At 63.1% G+C, this 17,951-nt stretch carries 15 protein-coding genes and 2 pseudogenes; 8 read left to right on the top strand and 9 right to left on the bottom strand.

Translation table 11 applies throughout. From position 1 onward, the window contains the following. Positions 1 to 9: 9 nt before the first annotated feature. The 5 genes from AB7M33_RS25570 to AB7M33_RS25550 form a co-directional block, all read right to left on the bottom strand. Positions 10 to 1,491: an aldehyde dehydrogenase gene (locus tag AB7M33_RS25570; RefSeq protein ID WP_027595376.1), complete on the bottom strand. Its 1,482-nt coding sequence runs from the start codon at positions 1,489 to 1,491 to the stop codon at positions 10 to 12. After that, positions 1,488 to 2,321, bottom strand: coding sequence for an alpha/beta fold hydrolase (locus AB7M33_RS25565; protein ID WP_027595377.1), 834 nt, complete (start codon positions 2,319 to 2,321; stop codon positions 1,488 to 1,490). Before AB7M33_RS25565 ends, AB7M33_RS25570 begins: the two co-directional genes overlap by 4 nt. A gap of 68 nt (positions 2,322 to 2,389) precedes the next feature. Then, positions 2,390 to 2,986 carry an amino acid synthesis family protein gene (locus tag AB7M33_RS25560; protein ID WP_003256068.1) on the bottom strand — a complete coding sequence of 199 codons (597 nt, stop codon included), beginning with the start codon at positions 2,984 to 2,986 and terminating at the stop codon, positions 2,390 to 2,392. 334 nt (positions 2,987 to 3,320) lie between these two features. Next, the gene (locus tag AB7M33_RS25555) at positions 3,321 to 4,361 is read right to left on the bottom strand and encodes an LLM class flavin-dependent oxidoreductase (RefSeq protein ID WP_027595378.1); all 1,041 of its coding nucleotides are present in this window, start codon (positions 4,359 to 4,361) and stop codon (positions 3,321 to 3,323) included. A 66-nt stretch (positions 4,362 to 4,427) separates the two neighbouring features. Then, positions 4,428 to 4,913: a flavin reductase family protein gene (locus tag AB7M33_RS25550; protein ID WP_027595379.1), complete on the bottom strand. Its 486-nt coding sequence runs from the start codon at positions 4,911 to 4,913 to the stop codon at positions 4,428 to 4,430. 317 nt (positions 4,914 to 5,230) lie between these two features. Here AB7M33_RS25550 and AB7M33_RS25545 point away from each other — a divergent pair, with 317 nt between their 5' ends. Next, positions 5,231 to 6,634: a purine-cytosine permease family protein gene (locus AB7M33_RS25545; protein WP_099453786.1), complete on the top strand. Its 1,404-nt coding sequence runs from the start codon at positions 5,231 to 5,233 to the stop codon at positions 6,632 to 6,634. A 42-nt stretch (positions 6,635 to 6,676) separates the two neighbouring features. On the opposite strand, the pseudogene AB7M33_RS25540 reads toward AB7M33_RS25545, so the two are convergent. The 3 genes and pseudogenes from AB7M33_RS25540 to AB7M33_RS25530 form a co-directional block, all read right to left on the bottom strand. Next, positions 6,677 to 7,264, bottom strand: a pseudogene (locus AB7M33_RS25540) (methyl-accepting chemotaxis protein); the annotation flags it as partial. A gap of 267 nt (positions 7,265 to 7,531) precedes the next feature. After that, positions 7,532 to 8,287, bottom strand: a pseudogene (locus tag AB7M33_RS25535) (MCP four helix bundle domain-containing protein); the annotation flags it as partial. Positions 8,288 to 8,532: 245 nt separating this feature from the next. Further along, positions 8,533 to 9,735, bottom strand: a complete 1,203-nt coding sequence (locus AB7M33_RS25530; RefSeq protein WP_099429061.1) for an NAD(P)/FAD-dependent oxidoreductase — start codon at positions 9,733 to 9,735, stop codon at positions 8,533 to 8,535. 586 nt (positions 9,736 to 10,321) lie between these two features. Here AB7M33_RS25530 and AB7M33_RS25525 point away from each other — a divergent pair. Continuing rightward, entirely contained in the window at positions 10,322 to 11,701 is a 1,380-nt protein-coding gene (locus AB7M33_RS25525) for an NAD(P)-binding domain-containing protein (RefSeq protein ID WP_265969104.1), read from the top strand. 93 nt (positions 11,702 to 11,794) lie between these two features. Continuing rightward, positions 11,795 to 12,334, top strand: a complete 540-nt coding sequence (locus tag AB7M33_RS25520) for an RrF2 family transcriptional regulator (protein ID WP_238216741.1) — start codon at positions 11,795 to 11,797, stop codon at positions 12,332 to 12,334. Between the two features lie 154 nt (positions 12,335 to 12,488). Here AB7M33_RS25520 and AB7M33_RS25515 read toward each other — a convergent pair whose 3' ends face one another. After that, positions 12,489 to 13,397: an AraC family transcriptional regulator gene (locus AB7M33_RS25515; protein WP_238216739.1), complete on the bottom strand. Its 909-nt coding sequence runs from the start codon at positions 13,395 to 13,397 to the stop codon at positions 12,489 to 12,491. A 102-nt stretch (positions 13,398 to 13,499) separates the two neighbouring features. On the opposite strand from AB7M33_RS25515, the gene AB7M33_RS25510 reads away from it, so the two are divergent. The 5 genes from AB7M33_RS25510 to AB7M33_RS25490 are packed head-to-tail and all read left to right on the top strand — an operon-like array spanning position 13,500 to position 17,937. Continuing rightward, positions 13,500 to 14,060 carry a carboxymuconolactone decarboxylase family protein gene (locus AB7M33_RS25510; RefSeq protein WP_099454458.1) on the top strand — a complete coding sequence of 187 codons (561 nt, stop codon included), beginning with the start codon at positions 13,500 to 13,502 and terminating at the stop codon, positions 14,058 to 14,060. A gap of 47 nt (positions 14,061 to 14,107) precedes the next feature. Next, the gene (locus AB7M33_RS25505; protein ID WP_412765091.1) at positions 14,108 to 15,172 is read left to right on the top strand and encodes an acyl-CoA dehydrogenase family protein; all 1,065 of its coding nucleotides are present in this window, start codon (positions 14,108 to 14,110) and stop codon (positions 15,170 to 15,172) included. Next, positions 15,169 to 15,990, top strand: coding sequence for an ABC transporter ATP-binding protein (locus AB7M33_RS25500; protein WP_027595388.1), 822 nt, complete (start codon positions 15,169 to 15,171; stop codon positions 15,988 to 15,990). The genes AB7M33_RS25505 and AB7M33_RS25500 overlap by 4 nt, the downstream gene beginning before the upstream one ends. After that, positions 15,977 to 17,182: an ABC transporter substrate-binding protein gene (locus AB7M33_RS25495; RefSeq protein ID WP_027595389.1), complete on the top strand. Its 1,206-nt coding sequence runs from the start codon at positions 15,977 to 15,979 to the stop codon at positions 17,180 to 17,182. The genes AB7M33_RS25500 and AB7M33_RS25495 overlap by 14 nt, the downstream gene beginning before the upstream one ends. After that, on the top strand, positions 17,182 to 17,937 hold the full coding sequence (locus tag AB7M33_RS25490; RefSeq protein WP_099429067.1) for an ABC transporter permease: 756 nt from the start codon (positions 17,182 to 17,184) through the stop codon (positions 17,935 to 17,937). Before AB7M33_RS25495 ends, AB7M33_RS25490 begins: the two co-directional genes overlap by 1 nt. Positions 17,938 to 17,951: the final 14 nt, after the last annotated feature.

The raw sequence follows: 17,951 nt of genomic DNA, 5'->3' as shown, positions 1-17,951 counted from the left end.
TGCTACCTCTTAACGCATCACAAACGGGTCGGGCATCGGCGCGGTGGACAGGTTGATCCACACGGTCTTCAGCTCGGTATAGGCCAGCACCGAATCGATGCCGCTCTCACGGCCGTAGCCGCTGTTCTTGAAGCCACCGATCGGCGCCATGGCCGACACCGCGCGGTAGGTGTTGACCCAGATGATGCCCGAGCGTACGTCACGGGCCAGGCGGTGGGCGCGGCCCAGGTCGCGGGTCCAGATGCCGGCCGCCAGGCCGAACTGCGAGTCGTTGGCAATGGCCAGGGCCTCTTCTTCGGTCTTGAAGCGGATGACCGCGGCAACGGGGCCGAACACCTCTTCCTGCATGATGGTCATCGAGTTGCTGTCGCACTCGAACAGGGTGGGTTCGTAGAACCAGCCGTCACCCTCGACCTCGGCACGCTTGCCCCCCAGGTGCAGCTTGGCGCCTTCGGCCTTGGCCGCAGCGACCAGGCCTTCGACCACGGCCAGTTGCTGGGCGGTGGCCATCGGGCCCATTTCGCTGGCGTCGTCCTGCGGGTTGCCGATGCGGATGCGCTTGGCGCGCTCGACCAGGCGGCTGACGAATTCGTCGAAGATCTCGTCCTGTACCAGCAGGCGTGAACCGGCCACGCAACTTTGCCCGGAGGCGGCATAAATGCCGGCCACGGCGCCGTTGATGGCGCTGTCCAGGTCGGCGTCGGCGAAGATGATGTTTGGCGACTTGCCGCCCAGCTCCAGCGACAGCTTGGCGAAGTTCTCGGCGCTGCTGCGCACCACATGGCGGGCCGTGGCGGCGCCGCCGGTGAAGGCGATCTTGCGTACCAGCGGGTGGCGGGTCAGGGCCGCGCCGGTGCTAGGGCCATAGCCGGTGACCACGTTGACCACACCCGGCGGGAAGCCGGCTTCAAGGGCCAGGCGAGCCAGCTCGAGGATGGTCGCCGAGGCGTGTTCGGACGGTTTGAGCACTATGGTGTTGCCAGCGGCGAGGGCCGGGGCCAGCTTGATGGCCGTCAGGTACAGCGGGCTGTTCCACGGGATGATCCCGGCGACCACGCCAATCGGCTCGTGCACGGTGTAGGCGAACAGGTCTGGCTTGTCCAGCGGCAGGGTGCCGCCTTCGAGCTTATCGGCCAGGCCTGCGGTGTAGTGGAAGAACTCGGGCAGGTAACCGACCTGGCCGCGGGTTTCGCGGATCAGCTTGCCGTTATCACGGCTTTCCAGCTGGGCCAGGTGCTCTTTGTTCTCGGTGATCAGGTCGCCCAGCCGGCGCAGCAGTTTGCCGCGCGCCGTGGCGGTGATGCTGCGCCAGGCAGGGCTTTCGAAGGCACGCTGGGCGGCCTGCACGGCCAGCTCTACATCGGCTTCGTCGGCGTCGGGCAGTTGCGCCCAGGCTTGGGCGGTGGCCGGGTTGAGGCTGTCGAAAGTCTTGCCGCTCTGGGCATCGAGCCATTGGCCGTCGATGCACATCTGGAAACGTACGAGGGTCATGCAACAATCCCCTTGGCGGATTCGGTGAGGGTGCGGGCTTGCTTGAGGAAGTCCAACAGCATCTTGTTGACTTCACGCGGTGCTTCCACCGGCATCATATGCCGTTGCTCGGCGAGGACCACACTGTGCGCCCCAGGGATGCTGGCGGCGAGCTGGCGGGTCATGGCCGGGGTGGAGCCCGAGTCGAGTTCGCCGGTGGCGATCAGCGTCGGCACCTGGATGCTGCCCAGGTCGCTGGCGCGGTACATGTCCTGGGTGGCGAACAGCGAATAAGTAGTGTGGTAGCCCTGCGGGTCGTTGCTCGCCAGCACCTGGCGAATGGCGGCGACCTGCGCCGGGTTGGCAGCCTTGTATTCACGGCTGAACCAGCGGTCGAGGGCGGCGTCGACGTTGGCGTCGGGGCCGAGCTCCGCCGCCTGGGCGGCGCGGGCGATAACGCCGGCACTCTGCTCGGGGGTGCGGTTGAACACGCTGTTGAGCACCACCAGCGCAGACAGCCTGTGCGGGTAGTTGAGGGCGAAGGCACGTGCCACCAGGCCGCCCATGGAGAAGCCGATTACGGTGGCCTGGGCAATCTGCAGGTGGTCGAGCAGCTCGACGAGCTGGGCGGCGTAGCCTTCCAGGCCGGTGTCGGCGGCTGGCAACGCACTCTGGCCGTGGCCGAGCATGTCGTAAGCGATGACGCGGTAGTCATTGGCCAGGCCAACGAACTGACCGCCCCACATTTCCTTGTTCAGGCCCACACCGTGGATTAGCACCACGGGTTGGCCCTGGCCTTGGTCCAGGTAACTGGTCCCGGCCGGTGTACGTTCAGCGACAGGCTGAATCATGGAGGGCGCTCCTTGAAGGTCGGGCGCGGCGGGTAAGCACGCCACGCCCCGGCCCGTCTTGGTTGTTGTTATTGAGCGTTGGCTTTTTCGGCAGCCAGTTCTTCCAGGTCGATGTAGCGGTTGCCAATGCGCGGGTGAAGACGACCGCCGTCGGCAGCGCCCAGGACCACGACGATTTCGTCGGCACGCGGGGCGTCTTCGATCTGCATTTCAAGGGTGATGTAGTGCGAACGCAGGCCTTCGTCGTCCTTCTGCATCATCGGGATCTGGATCGAGGTGCCTGGGCCGCCGCGCTTGTTGGTGAAGCTCAGGTAGCTCTTGGCCTGTACCGCTTCGCGGTAATGGTTGCCGAAACGCAGGGTGTGGATCACGGCAGAGGCGTGTTCGATTTCGCCGTCGGCGCCGACCACAGCGGCTTTACCGTAGGCTTCGATCTTGTCGGCACCGCCAATGGCGGCGGTCAGGCGCTCGACCATCAGTGCGCCCAGCTCGGAGCAGTTGGCACGGATTTCCGGCTTCAGATCTTCTACAAAACCACGACCCGCCCACGGGTTCTTGATCACCACGGCCAGGCCGACCATGGTCACCGGTTTGTCGGTGGCCTTGCCGCCTTCGATGCGGGTCTCTTCGGAGTAGGTGACGATCTTGCGGATTTCGAAACTCATGGGTGGCTCCTGGTGAGGGTTATCAGCTCTTGTTGTCTGATGGTATACCATAATATTTGTTGTGCAATAGGTGTCTGGAAATTTCTATTGCCAGGGGACGAAAGGTGGGCTGATCCCCTGAATCTTGTGGTGTCTGTACTGGCCTCTTCGCGGGTGAACCCGCTCCCACAGGTACTGCGCAGGCCTTGAAAGCTGTGGGGAACCTGTGGGAGCGGGTTTACCCGCGAATGGGCCGGTGCAGGCTGTCACTGAACTTCAAAAAAAGCCCGCTCACGCGGGCCGCAAGGGCCCCCGGGAGCGGGCTGATCCCGCAACTACTTCAGGCAAAGGGAATTCAGGCGAACGCCGGCACCACTTCCTTGATGAACAGCTCGAGCGACTTTTTCTTCTCGGCGTGGGGCAGGCTGTTGTCGCACCAGAAGCTGAACTCGTCGACGCCGAGCTCTTGGTAGTACTTGATGCGCGCGATGATTTCTTCCGGTGTGCCGATCATGGTGTTCTTGCGGATGTTTTCCAGCTGGAACGCCGGCACTTCGGCAAACTTCGATTCCGGGCTCGGCTCCAGGAAGCCGTTGACCGGCACAGTCTTGTTGCCGAACCAGGCGTCGAAGGTGCGGTAGAAGCGCGAGATGGCCTGGGCGCCGACCTTCCAGCCTTCAGGCTCGGATGGGCTGTGCACGTGGGTGTGGCGCAGCACCATCAATTGTGGGCGTGGCACATCCGGGTTGTTGTCCAGGGCCGCCTGGAACTTGTTTTTCAGGTCCAGCACTTCTTCGTCACCCTTCATCAGTGGGGTGACCATGACGTTGCAGCCGTTGGCCACGGCGAAGTTGTGCGAGTCTGGGTCGCGGGCGGCGATCCACATCGGCGGTGTAGCGTTGAACGGTTTCGGCACGCTGGTGGAGGTGGGGAACTTGTACACCTCGCCGTCGTGGGCGTAGTCGCCTTCCCACAGTTTTCGCACCACCGGGACCATTTCACGCAGGGCCTTGCCGCCGTCGGTGGCAGGCATGCCATTGGCCATGCGGTCGAATTCGAACTGATAGGCGCCGCGCGCCAGGCCCACTTCCATGCGGCCGTTGCTGATCACGTCGAGCAGGGCGCATTCGCCTGCCACGCGGATCGGGTTCCAGAACGGCGCGATGATGGTGCCGGCGCCCAGGCGGATCTTCTCGGTGCGCGCGGCGAGGTAGGCCAGCAGCGGCATCGGGCTTGGCGAAATGGTGTACTCCATGGCGTGGTGTTCGCCGATCCACACGGTGCTGAAACCGCCGTTCTCGGCCATCAGGGTCAGTTCGGTCAGGTCTTCGAACAGCTGGCGGTGGCTGACCTGTTCATCCCAACGTTCCATGTGTACGAACAACGAAAATTTCATGGGGCTTTCCTCGGAGCTTGAAAGTCTCGCCTGGCGCACCAGGCGTCAGTAATAAGGCTAGGTGCTTCAGGCGAAGGCGGGCAGGCTGGCCATCTTGCCGCGGCAGTAGATCATCGGCTGCGGGGCTTGCTCGGGGACGATCAGGTTGTGCACCTTGCCGACCATGATGGCGTGGTCGCCACCTTCATATTCACGCCACAGTTCGCATTCGATGATGGCGGTGGCATTGGCCAGCAGCGGGTTGCCCAGCGCACTCAGGGACCACTCGATGCCGGTGGCTTTGTCTTTGCCTTTTTTGGCGAACGCATAGGCTTCGGCTTGCTGTTCACCAGAAAGCAGGTGAATGGCGAAGCGCTTCTGCTTGATCAGCACAGGGTAGGAGTCGGAGCTGTAGTTGGGGCAGAACAGCACCAGCGGCGGGTCCATCGACAGGGAGGAGAAGGCGCTGGCGGTAAGGCCGACGATCGAGCCGTCGTCGTCCAGGGTGGTGATGACGGTAACGCCGGACGGGAAGGAGCCCAGGACGTTCTTGTAGACGGTTGCGTCGATCATCTCATGTACCTCAGAAGGGCTGCGGTGGTCCGCGGTTTTTATCGTTGATGTGTCTGATGGTATACCGTAATACTCGATTTGCAAGCGGAATTTTCCGCCGTAGCAAAATCACGATGAATGGCGCAAAGCCGCATGGATAGGGGGCTTGGCGCAACTTCAATGCCCCAGCGTCAGCTGCTGAACCGGATCAGTTAGGGTTTTTTAAGCCGAATCAGTGTTGTCAAAAGTTTGGAATACCATAATATGGTCCGCAGCTGAGAGGCCGCCTAGACGCGGTTTCCTTACAAAGATAAAAACGACCTTTCGAGCTGAAAACCATGTCCCAACCGTCATCGCAACACCAGTTTGTCGAGAATCACACGGTCGATTACGTTCCACCTGCCGAGCGCCATGGGAAGGCGCGCGACCTGTTCACCCTCTGGTTCAGCACCAACATTGCGCCCCTGCCCATCGTCACCGGTGCGATGGTGGTGCAGGTGTTCCACCTGAACCTGGTGTGGGGGCTTGTCGCTATCGTGCTGGGCCACCTGCTTGGGGGCGTGGTCATCGCCCTGGCCTCTGCGCAGGGACCGCAGCTGGGCATTCCGCAGATGGTCCAGAGCCGGGGCCAGTTCGGCCGTTATGGCGCCTTGCTGATCGTGTTCTTCACGGCGCTGATCTATGTGGGCTTCTTCATTTCCAACATCGTGCTGGCGGGCAAGACCATCCACGGTATCGCCCCGAGCGTGCCGATGCCCGGTGCCATCGTCATCGGCGCCCTCAGCGCGACGGCCATTGGCGTGATCGGCTACCGCTTCATCCATATCCTCAACCGTATCGGTACCTGGGTGATGGGGTCGGCGCTGCTGGCCGGGTTCATCATGATGTTCATCCAGGAGCTGCCGGCCGACTTCTTCAGCCGCGGTGCATTCAATTTGTCGGGCTTCATCGCCACGGTGTCGCTGGGCACCATCTGGCAGATCAGCTTCTCGCCGTACACCTCCGACTACTCACGCTACCTGCCTAAAGAAGTCGGCATCGCCAAGCCGTTCTGGGCCACCTATTTCGGTGCCACGCTGGGCACCATCCTGTGCTTCAGCTTTGGTGCGGTGGCGGTGTTGTGCGTACCGGAAGGCACGGACGCGATGGACGCCGTCAAGCAAGCCACCGGCTGGCTCGGCCCGATCCTGATGGTGTTGTTCCTGCTCAACATCATCAGCCACAACGCGCTCAACCTGTATGGCGCGGTGTTGTCGATCGTCACGGCCATCCAGACCTTCTTTGCCAAGTGGACGCCGAGCATCAAGGTGCGGGTGATCCTGGCCTCGGTGATTCTGGTGGGCTGCGGCCTGGTGGCGCTGAATGCGTCGGCGGACTTCATTGGCCAGTTCATCGGCTTGATCCTGGCGCTGTTGCTGGTGTTGGTGCCGTGGGCGTCGATCAACCTGATCGACTTCTACCTGATCAAGAAGGGCCAGTACGACATCGCGTCGATCTTCAGTGCCGACGGCGGCATTTATGGGCGCTTCAACCACCACGCGATCATTGCCTATGCGTGCGGGATCGTGGTGCAGCTGCCGTTTGCCAATACGGCGCTGTATGTGGGGCCGTATTCGAACATCGTCGAAGGGGCTGATTTGTCCTGGCTGATCGGGTTGCTGGTGACGGTGCCGCTGTATTACTGCCTGGCGACGCGCGGGCAGAGTGTTAACAGTGCGCGGGCTGTCAGCGTGAACGATTGATGATCAAAACTAGGGCTGCAAAGCAGCCCTAGCTATCTTGAGTCAAACCTTGAACTGGGCAACCATCCCATTCAGGTCCACCGCCAACCGCGACAGGTCCTGCGCCGCCGCACTGGTCTGATTCGCACCCGCCGACGTCTGCATCGCCAGGTCGCGAATATTCACCAGGTTACGGTCTACCTCCCGCGCCACCTGCGCCTGTTCCTCCGACGCACTGGCGATCACCAGGTTGCGTTGGTTGATCGAGGCAATCGCTTCGGCAATCACCTCAAGTGCCTGGCCTGCAGACTGGGCCACTTCCAGTGTGCCCGTGGCACGCCCTTGGCTGCTGTGCATGGCGCTTACCGCGCGCTCGGTGCCGGTCTGGATACCCACGATCATCTGCTCGATTTCTGCCGTGGACTGCTGAGTGCGGTGGGCCAGTGCGCGCACCTCGTCGGCGACTACCGCAAAGCCACGGCCTGCCTCACCGGCCCGTGCTGCCTCGATGGCGGCATTGAGCGCCAACAGGTTGGTCTGCCCGGCGATCGCGCCGATCACATCGAGCACGCGGCTGATCTCGTTGGCGTTGTTGGCCAGCAGTTCGATCTCGGCCGAGGTACCGGTCACGTCGTCGACCAGGTGCTGGATCGACGCCAAGGCCTGGTTGACCTGGTCGCGACCGTCGCGGGTGGTGCGGTCGGCGCCTTTGGACGCGTCTGCGGTACTCACCGCGTTGTTCGCCACTTCTTCCACGGCGGCGGTCATCTGGTTGACAGCGGTAGCGGCCTGGTCGATCTCCGCACTTTGCTGGTGCAGGCCGCGGCTGGTGTCCTCGGTGACGGTGTGCAGCTCTTCCGAGGCCGAGGCCAGTTGGTCGGACGATGCGGCAATCTTGCGCAGGGTGTCGCGCAGGCTGTCTTGCATGCGGCTCAAGGCGCGCAGCAGTTGCGCCGGTTCGTCGCGGCCGATCACGCGAATTTCGCGGGTCAGGTCGCCGGTGGCCACGCGTTCGGCCACGGCCACCGCGTCGGCCAGGGGCACGACGATGCTGCGGGTCAGCACCGTGGCGATGGCTGCCAGCGCGAGCATGATCACCAGCAGTGAACCGATGATGGCGGTCAACGCTTGGTCCGCGACATCGCTGCTACGCTGCGAAGCCACTTCAGCGCCTTTGCTGTTGTAGGCGATCAGTGCCGCCATGGCTTTCATCATGCTGTCGGCGTGCAGGGTGAGCGGGCCGTTGATTTTCTGCCTGGCCTGGTCAATGTGCCCGGCGGCGATGTCGTCTAGCACCTGCGCCTGCAGGTCGACGTACTGTTGGTGGGCAGTGCTGAAGGCATTGAACAAGGCTCGGTCGTCGGCGGCGATGATGGTGCTGTCGTAGTCCTGGAGGCCGTCCTTGAGCTGCACGTTGATGCCTTTGAGCATCTCGAGGTTACGTGCGCGCTCGCTGTCATTGTCATCCAGCGCCGCGCGCAGCGTCACGGCGCGGGCCCGGCCAAGGTTGCTGCTGATTTCACTGAGTGCGACCACGGCGGGCAACCAGGTGACACGGATCTCGTCCGTGGCCGTGTCCATTTGCCGGGTCTCGTAGAGGGCGATCAGGCCCATGCCCAGCACCAGTGCGCCCAACAGGGCGAATACGCTGGCTGCGCGAATGCCGATCTTCATATTCCGTAACTGCATGGAATGCTCCTTGACGGTGGCGTGCAGGCGTCAAGAGCATGGACGGAAGGCCGGGTCACCGGGGGTGGTGCCAGCTCTCGATGCGCTGCGGATTTAGTGTGTGTGCCTCACCCTCGGAAATGTTTTATTTAAATGATGGCATATCGACATCATTATTGACCAGTCATTCAATGTAACGACATGTGCGGACAAATCCGTCGTTTTTTGACGGATTTATCCGCTTTGAGGTGTCAGACGATCGGGATCAGCGGGTCGGCAGCGGCCAGCGCCAGTGCCCGGTCTGCGGCGGGTGGGTAGATCCACACCGAGTTGATCTGGCGCTTGAGTGCCTTGCCTTCCTGGCCGTGCAACTTCAGCTCTCGCACCCAGCCCTCGCTGTAGGCCGCACCCCAGTCGCCGAGGTCCAGGCAGGTGACGTATTTGGGCTGGCGATAGATGATCGGGTCGATGCCCAGCAGGTCGGCAGTGGCATTGTTGCCGCAGTGACGGCCCATGGGGATGGCGTGCTGGCAGGTCATCAGGGCGTGGTTGCCCAGCTCATCGACAGCGGCCCAGGCGGTGTCGCCGGTGGCATAGATGTGCGCCTGGCCAATCACTTTCAGGTGGTCGTCGACCCGCAGGCGGCCTGTGGCGTCACGCTCGCCGGCGACCTGTGCAGTCAAGGGGCTGGCCTTGACGCCTGCGGTCCAGATCACCGTGCTGCTGGCGATGTACTCGCCGTTGTCCAGGGTGACGCCGCCGGCATCGACAGCCACCACCGAGGTACCGGTCAACCATTCGACACCCGCCTGTGCAGAGGCGGCCTCGATCGATGGGGTGATGCCCGCGCCCAACGCCGCGCCGACACTGGCGCCACGGTCGACCACCAGCACACGCACCGCACTGCCGTCACCGAGCAGGGCGCGCAAGCGTGCAGGCATTTCGGTTGCCGTTTCGATGCCGGTGAACCCGCCACCACAAACCACGACCGTGTTACGCGCCGGGGAGGCGGGCAGGGCGGCCAGCCCCAGTAGGTGCTGTTCCAGGCGCACGGCCGACTCCATCTGGTCGACATCGAAGCTGTGTTCGGCAAGGCCTGGTACAGCCGGGCGCGCCACCTGGCTGCCGGCGGCGAGGATCAGGCGGTCGTAGTGGATTTGCTGGGGCTGCCCCTGGGCATCGGTGTAGCTCACGCTGCGCCCGTCGGCGTCGATGCTGTCGGCGTTGCCAGGGATGAAGTGCACGCCCACGGCCTCGAACAGCTCGCCCAACGGCGCTTTCATGCCATGCACATCCGCTTCGTAGAAGCGTGGGCGAATGCGCAGCTCGGGTTGAGGGGCGAGCACGCTGATACGCACGTCTTCACGTTGTGCCTGGTCCAGCAGGCGAGCAGCGCTCAGGGCGCTCCAGACACCGGCAAAGCCGGCACCGATGATCAGGATGTTGGATTTCATGCAGATGCTCCGCAACGGTCATGTAGGGAAAAAGGGCTTCGATGACACGGCAGGTGCCTTTCGAATAACTACGACTGTATTGATCGTAGTTTGCGTCTGCAAGTTTTTTTTCGTCCCAGGTAGGGGCGCAACCCGCCGGTCAACACCTGGGAAGGCCATGTTTTGATGGGTTTTTGGCGGTGAAACGAAGATTTTGCTGGCGACGAGCGGTCGTTCGGGTGCAGGGGGGAGGGCCGCCATCCTTGATATCCCCACCCCCATCCGTTATAGATAAAAAAGAAACCATAAAGAAAAGAGGCCATTTCAGCCCCCATGTACGAGATCACACGTATCTTGCGCCCCTCAGGCCCCCATTACGCACCCTGCGCTAATGGATACGGGCCCACCCCCATGACACGCTCCCCGCTTTCGAGCCTGTACCACGTGTTGTCGATCCCGCCCGTCAACATCCTGCTTAGCCAGATGCGCAAACGCCCCGTCCCTCCACCTGCACCGTAACGCCTGAATTTCACCACCCCCGGCCTTTTGCCGTTTGGGGTTGGGGAGCCTTTGCATTTTTTCAGCGTTCAACTGTTCAGGAATCACTATGACTCTTCGTGTCGCTATCATCGGCGCCGGCCCGTCCGGCCTTGCGCAATTGCGTGCGTTCCAATCCGCCCATGCCCAGGGCGCCCCCATGCCTGAAATCGTGTGCTTTGAGAAGCAAGCCGACTGGGGCGGTATGTGGAACTACACCTGGCGTACCGGCCTCGACCAGCATGGCGAACCCGTGCACGGCAGCATGTACCGTTACCTATGGTCAAACGGCCCCAAGGAATGCCTGGAATTTGCCGACTACAGCTTCGATGAGCACTTTGGCCGGCCGATCTCCTCGTACCCGCCGCGCGAAGTGCTGTGGGACTATATTCAGGGCCGCGTGAAGAAGGCCGGGGTGCGCGATTACATCCGCTTCAATACCGTGGTCAAGCACGTCAGCTTCGATGAAACCACCCGCGAGTTCACCGTTAGCGCCCACGACTACAGCGCAGGGCTTGGTATCGAGCAGGTATTCGATTATGTGGTAGTGGCCAGTGGGCACTTTTCCACCCCACACGTGCCGGAGTTCGAAGGCTTCGAGCGTTTCACCGGGCGCATCCTGCACGCCCACGATTTTCGCGAAGCGATGGAGTTCAACGGCCAGGACCTGCTCATTGTCGGCAGCAGCTATTCGGCCGAAGACATCGGCTCGCAGTGTTACAAGTACGGTGCACGCTCGATCACCACGGCCTACCGCACGCAACCGATGGGCTACAAGTGGCCCAAGGGCTGGGAAGAACGCCCGCAACTGGTCCGGGTCGAGAACGACCTGGCATTCTTCGCCGACGGGTCGAACAAGCGCGTCGATGCGATCATCCTGTGCACCGGTTACCAGCATCACTTCCCGTTCCTGCCGGACGAACTCACCCTCAAGACCAACAACCGCCTGTGGCCTGCGGGGCTGTACCAAGGCGTGGTATGGGAGCAAAACCCGCAGCTGATTTACCTGGGCATGCAGGACCTCTGGTACAGCTTCAACCTGTTCGACGCACAGGCATGGTTTGCACGCGACTACATGCTGGGGCGCATCACGTTGCCGGCCAAGGCCGCCATGCATGCCGACAGCGAGCGCTGGCGCGAGGATGAGCTGGGCCTGGAAACCACGGCCTCGATGTACGAATTCCAAGGCCGATACATCAGGCACCTGATCGAGCAGACGGATTACCCAAGCTTCGATATCGAGGCGGTGAACCGCATCTTCCTGCAATGGAAGACCGACAAGAAGCACGACATCATGGGCTACCGCGACAAGTCGTACCGCTCGGTGATCACCGGCACCAAAGCGGTGCCCCACCATACCCGCTGGATGCAGGCGATGGACGACTCGCTGCAGGAGTACTTGCGCGAAACGGACGGCAAACAAGGTGAGGTGAAGGTGCTGCGCGGGTAGGCGCCACCGGTTTTCTATCGCTTCAAACAAGGGAATGCTTTCGGCGCTGGCGCTATCGGCGTATTATTGCGACAAAGTTGGTCGGAGATTGATATGTCGCTGTACAGTGCTGGCGTCGAATATGGCATCCATTGCCTGCTGTACCTGGTGGATGAGCGCGGTGACACGCGCGAGTCCAGCGTGCGCGACCTTGCGGCGCTGCAAGGCGTGCCGCAGGAATACCTGGCCAAGGTGTTCACCAAGCTGGCTCGCGCCGGCTTGGTGGTTGCCACTGAAGGGGTGCGCGGCGGTTTCCGCCTGGCGCGGCCGTCGGATGAGATCACCGTGCTGGATATCGTCACGGCTATCGACGGGCCGAAGAAGATCTTCGATTGCCGTGAGATTCGCGAGCGTTGCACGCTGTTTGATGGATCACCACCGGGTTGGGCGACCGAAGGCACCTGTGCGATTCATGCGGTGATGCTGAGCGCGCAAAAGCGCATGGAAGAGGCGCTGGCGCAGCAGACCATCCTAGACCTGGCGCGGCGCGTGGGGCGCAAGGCGCCTGCCGCGTTCGGGCAGCAGGTCAATGAATGGATGGGGGAGCGGCGGGATGGCAAGGGTGGCGGTGATATCCCGGTGAGTCAGGTCTAAGTCAACCTGCCCAGGCCTCTTCGCGGGCAAGCCCGCTCCCACAGGAACTGTATAGAACCTCAGCACAGCCCAGGAACTGTACAGAACCGGAGGACAGTGCCGTCCCTGTGGGAGCGGGCTTGCCCGCGAAGAGGCCCGACCAGGCAAACATAAATCAACGCCCCTCATGCTGCCTGCGATACGCCCCCGGCTGCACCCCGACGGCCTTGGCAAACGCCCGGGTAAACGCCGCCACCGACTGATACCCCACCTGCGCACCCACCTGCTCCACGGTGTTGCCTGCTTGCAACAGCTGGGACGCATGGCGCATGCGCAACGCCAGCAACACCTGCCCCGGTGACTGCCCAGCCAGTTCGTTGAAACGCTTGAAAAACGCTGACCGCGACAGCCCCGTGCACGCGGCCATGCTCTCCAGCGTCCAGGCTTGCCCAGGCTGTTCGATCAGTTGCACCAGCAACGCGGCAAACGCCGGCTGCCGGGCCAGCGCCACCAGCCCGCCGAGGGGCTGCCCGGCATGCACTTGCTGGCGCAGTACGTACAGGAACAACAAATGCGTCAGCCGCTCCAGCAAGGTCTGCGACGGCGGTAGGCGTTCGCATTCTTCCAGGATCAGCCCGAACAGTGCCCGCGCCGCATGCCCGGCGGGCTCGTTGGCGCGCAGCAGAATCCAATCGGCCAGGCCTTCCACGATCAATGACGACAGCCCCGGGCGAAAGTGAAAGAACCCGCACACCAGCCCCACGCCATCGCCGGCAGTGGCATCCAGAGCCTGCATCGCCTGGCGCGGCTGGGCGCAGGCGCTGACGGGGTTCTGGTCACTGGACAGCCGATACGCCAGGTCACGCAGCAAAAAAACCGCATCCCCAGCTTCCAGCCGCACTGCCTCGGCCTGGCCATCGAGGTGCAGCCAGCAATGGCCCTGCACGACCAGATGGAAACTGGCGCGGCCCATGCCTTGCGTGCTGGCATGCCAGCCGCCGCAATAGCGGCCGACATGAAACAGGCTGGCGTCGAGCTCCAGGCCTTCTAATAACCAATCGACAAGGTGGCTGGACGAAATCATCTAATGCAAAGACTCAGGAGCAAGGAAAGGCGACTGATGAATATGGAGGCTAGTTCTTATAACCAACAGACTGTAAGGACACCCACCACAGGAGACCCCTCCATGTCCTCGCGCATTACTTTACACACTCTGCAGAGCGCCCCGGAAGCGGCCCGTCCATTCCTTGAAAATGCCCAGAAAAATTCCGGCTTCATCCCTAACCTGCTCGGCGTGCTGGCCAACGCCCCGGCAGCGCTGGAAACCTACGTGACCGTGTCGGCACTCAACGGCAAGTCCGAGCTGACCCTGGCCGAGCGTGAGGTGGTGCAGTTGATTGCTGCCACCCAGCATGGCTGCGACTTTTGTGTCGCCGGCCACACTGCAGTCGCGCTGAACAAGGCCAAGCTGCCGCAGGCAGTGGTCGATGCGCTGCGTGCGCGGGGCGAACTGCCCGATGCCCGTTACGAGACCCTGGCCGCGTTCGCTCGCGAAGTCATCGCCACCCGTGGCAACGTCAGCGAGGCCACCTACCAGGCATTTCGTGAGGCCGGCTTCAGCGAAGGCAACGCCTTGGAAGTGATTCTGGGCGTGAGCCTCGCAACCCTGTGCAACTTTGCTAATGTTTTCGCCCAGACGCCGCTCAACGACGAACTGAGCAAGTACCGCTGGCAGCCTTCTGCGTAATCCGCGTGTGGTGCCGGCCCCACCGGCGTTTTCAAAGGAGTACAGACATGCAAGATTGTGCATTTCGGCAATGGCTGGATGCCAACGCCGAGGCCATTGACCAGGGCACGTGCGAGCCGCACCTGGTGCTGGCGCAGATCGCTGAAGCGCAGGTGCTGCGCATCGGCGTCGATCCGGCCCAGGGCGGCACGGGCGGGCAGGTGACCGATGCGGTCGAAGCCATCGCCGCCATTGCCAGCCGTTCGTTGGCGGCGGCGTTCGTCTGCTGGGGCCAGCGCGCCTTTATTGAATACCTGCTGCAAAGCCCTAACCAGTCACTGCGCGAACGCCTGCTGCCGAGGTTGCTGACAGGCGAGCTGGCAGGCGCCACCGGGTTGTCCAACGCCATGAAGTTTCTCTCGGGCATCGAGCGCCTGCAGGTGCGCGGGCGCCCCAGCAGCGAGGGGTGGAGCCTGGAGGGCCGCTTGCATTGGGTGACCAATCTGCGCAAGAGCGGTTTTGTGGTGGCCGCGGCCATCGAGTGCGATGCCGAGCGCGCGCCCTTCGTGTTGGCCATTCCGTCAGAGGTGCAAGGGCTGGAGCGCTCGGACGACTTGCAGTTGATGGGGCTGCAATCGAGCAATACCGCCGCGCTGGCGTTCCATCAGGTCGAACTGGGCCGCGAGTGGCTGCTGCATGAAAACGCCCGTGAGTTCCTGCCCAAGGTACGCCCGGCCTTCCTCGCGCTGCAATGCGGCATGGCCATCGGCCTGGCCCGGCGCGCGTTGGATGAAGTGGCGGCGCACCTGCAAGGCCGTGGTTCGTTCCTCGAAGAGGCCCGCCAGGTGCTCAAGGAACGCCTGGAAAACACCGTGAGTGAACTCAAGCAGGGCCTGCTCGACGGGCGCTTCCTGCAGCAGCCAGCGGCGTTGTTCAAACTGCGCATCATCCTTGCCGAAAGTGCTGCCGACGCGGTGCAGCTCGAGCTGCAGGCCAGTGGTGGCAAAGCGTACCTCAGCGAGTACGGCCAAGGTTTCGCGCGCCGTTGGCGCGAATCGGCGTTCGTGCCCATCGTCACGCCAAGCCTGGTGCAGCTGCGCGCCGAACTGCAACGCCAGGCGGGCACGGCATGAGCGAAGTCGTGCTGCAAGCCCGAGCTATCAGCCTCGGCTACCCCCGCGAGGGTAGCTGGCACGAGGTGCTGGCGCGGTTCGACCTGCAGTTGGCACCGGGCGAAGTGGTGTCCATCCTGGGCCCCAGCGGGGTTGGCAAGTCCAGCCTGTTGCGGGTGCTGGCGGGCTTGCAGGCACCGCGTGGCGGCAGCGTGATGTTGCATGGCGAGCCGTTGCAAGGGCCGCATCCGCGCCTGGCGGTGGCCTTCCAGGACCCCAGCCTGTTGCCTTGGCTGAGCCTGGAAAAGAACGTCGCCTTCGGCCTGGATTTCGCTCGCCAACCCAAGTTGGCCGCCACCGAACGGCGTGCGCGTATCGACCATGCCATTGCCGCCGTGGGCTTGGACCATGCCCGTAACCAGTACCCGGCGCAGCTGTCCGGTGGCATGGCCCAACGCACGGCGTTGGCGCGCTGCCTGGCGCGTCAGCCTGAAGTGCTGTTGCTCGACGAGCCGTTTGGTGCGCTCGACGAAGTGACCCGCGCCGACATGCAGCAACTGCTGCTGCAACTGATCGCCACCCACAATACCGCTGCGGTGCTGATCACCCACGATATCGACGAAGCCCTGCTGCTGTCCGATCGGGTCCTGCTACTGGGCAACCACCCAGCGCAGGTGCTCGGCCAGTGGCGCATCGACCTGCCGCAACCGCGTACGCAGCGGGTCGAGGAACTGGGCGCGCTGCGTATCGAGATTGTCAAAACCCTTCGGCGGGCAAGCCGCACAGACCCACCTTCCTCAACCCCCTTGCCCTCGGAGGCTGTCCATGTGCATGGATGACTGCTGTTCCGCTTCTTCGCGTCGCGACTTCCTCAAGCTTGGCGCCATGCTTACTGCCGCCGGTGCGTTGCCGCTGCTGTCGAGCCTGCAGGCCCGTGCGGCTGCCGAGCCGGACGCGCCGGTGCGCATCGGCTACCTGCCGATCACCGACGCCACCCCCTTGCTGGTAGCGCACAACAATGGCCTGTTCGAGGCCGAAGGCATCAAAGCCGAGCGCCCAGTGCTGCTGCGCAGTTGGGCGCAGGTGATCGAAGCGTTCATTTCCGGCCAGGTCAACGTCATCCATTTGCTGTCGCCGATGACCGTCTGGGCACGTTACGCCAGCAAGGTACCTGCCAAGGTCGTGGCCTGGAACCATGTGGGGGGTTCGGGGCTGACCGTGGCGCCCGACATTACCGACATGAAGCAGTTGGGCGGCAAGACCGTGGCCATCCCATTCTGGTATTCGATCCATAACGTGGTGCTGCAGCAGATGCTCAACGACAGCGGCCTGACCCCGGTGTCGAAACCTGCCAATGCGCAGCTGGCGGCCACCGAGGTCAACCTGCTGGTGCTGCCACCGTCCGATATGCCCCCGGCGCTGGCCAGCAAGCGTATTGCTGGCTACATCGTCGCCGAACCGTTCAACGCCCTGGCCGAGAACCTCAAGGTGGGCCGCGTGCAGCGCTTTACCGGCGATGTGTGGCGCAACCACGCCTGCTGCGTGGTGTTCATGCACGAGCACGACCTCAACAACCGCCCGGAGTGGTCGCAGAAGGTGGTCAACGCCATCGTCAAGGCCCAGCAGTGGACGCGCGAGCACCGCGCCGAAGCCGCCGCGCTGCTGTCCAAGGCCGGCCCCAACAAGTACACCCCGCACGAAGTGGCGGTGTTGAGCAAAGTCCTGGCGCCAGCCGCCGAAGACCGCGCAGGCTATATCGCCAGTGGCGCGATCCAGCATCAGCAGTGGGACGAAAAACGTATCGACTTCCAGCCATACCCGTTCCCCAGCTACACCGAAGCACTGATCAAGCGCCTGCAGCACACCCTGATCGAAGGCGACAGTGGCTTTTTGGCGGGCCTGGACCCAGCGCACACCGCCCGCGACCTGGTCGACGACCGTTTCGTGCGCAACGCCATCACCGCCGTTGGCGGGCCGTCGGTGTTCGGCATTGCCGACAACTTCGAGCGTAGCGAGGAGTTCGCGGTCTGATGCGCAAGCATGTCGTTCATACCGGCCTGGGCTTGGCCGGGCTGCTGGGGTTGCTGCTGGCGTGGTGGGCCGGCGTGGCATGGTTTGGCGAGGCCGATGGCCTGTCGGCGCGTTTTTCGCCGGCGGCGACTCTGGCCAGCCTGGCCGAGCTGCTGGGGCAGGGCGAGGTCTACGGCCACGTGTGGGTCAGCCTCAAGCGTATCCTGATCGGCCTGTTGCTGGCCTTGTTGATCGGTGTCCCCCTCGGCTTGCTGGTGGGCAGCTATCGGCACCTGGAGGCGGCGACCACGCCGGCCTTCCAGTTCTTGCGGATGATCTCGCCGCTGTCGTGGATGCCGGTGGTGGTGATGCTGATGGGGGTGGGTGACCAGCCGATTTATTTCCTGCTGGCATTTGCCGCGCTGTGGCCGATTTTGCTCAACACTGCGGCAGGTGTGCGTCAGCTCGACCCGCGTTGGTTGCAACTGAGCCGCAGTTTGAGTGCTACGCGCTGGGAGACCTTGTGCAAGGTCATCGTGCCAGGGGTGATCGGCCATGTGTTGACGGGCGTGCGCCTGGCCATCGGCATCCTTTGGATCGTGCTGGTGCCCTGCGAGATGCTGGGGGTAAGTGCGGGGTTGGGGTATTTCATCCTCGACACCCGTGACCGGCTGGCGTATTCGGAACTGATGGCGATGGTGCTGCTGATCGGGGTGCTGGGGTTCATGCTCGATGCCCTGGCGCGTGGGTTGCATCGGCGTTGGGTGCACGGCTGAAAAGAGCTGGGGCC

Source organism: Pseudomonas sp. Y3 TE3536, assembly GCF_053629175.1.
Note: the sequence above shows the minus strand (reverse complement) of the source record. Positions and strands in the feature narration are given on the sequence as shown.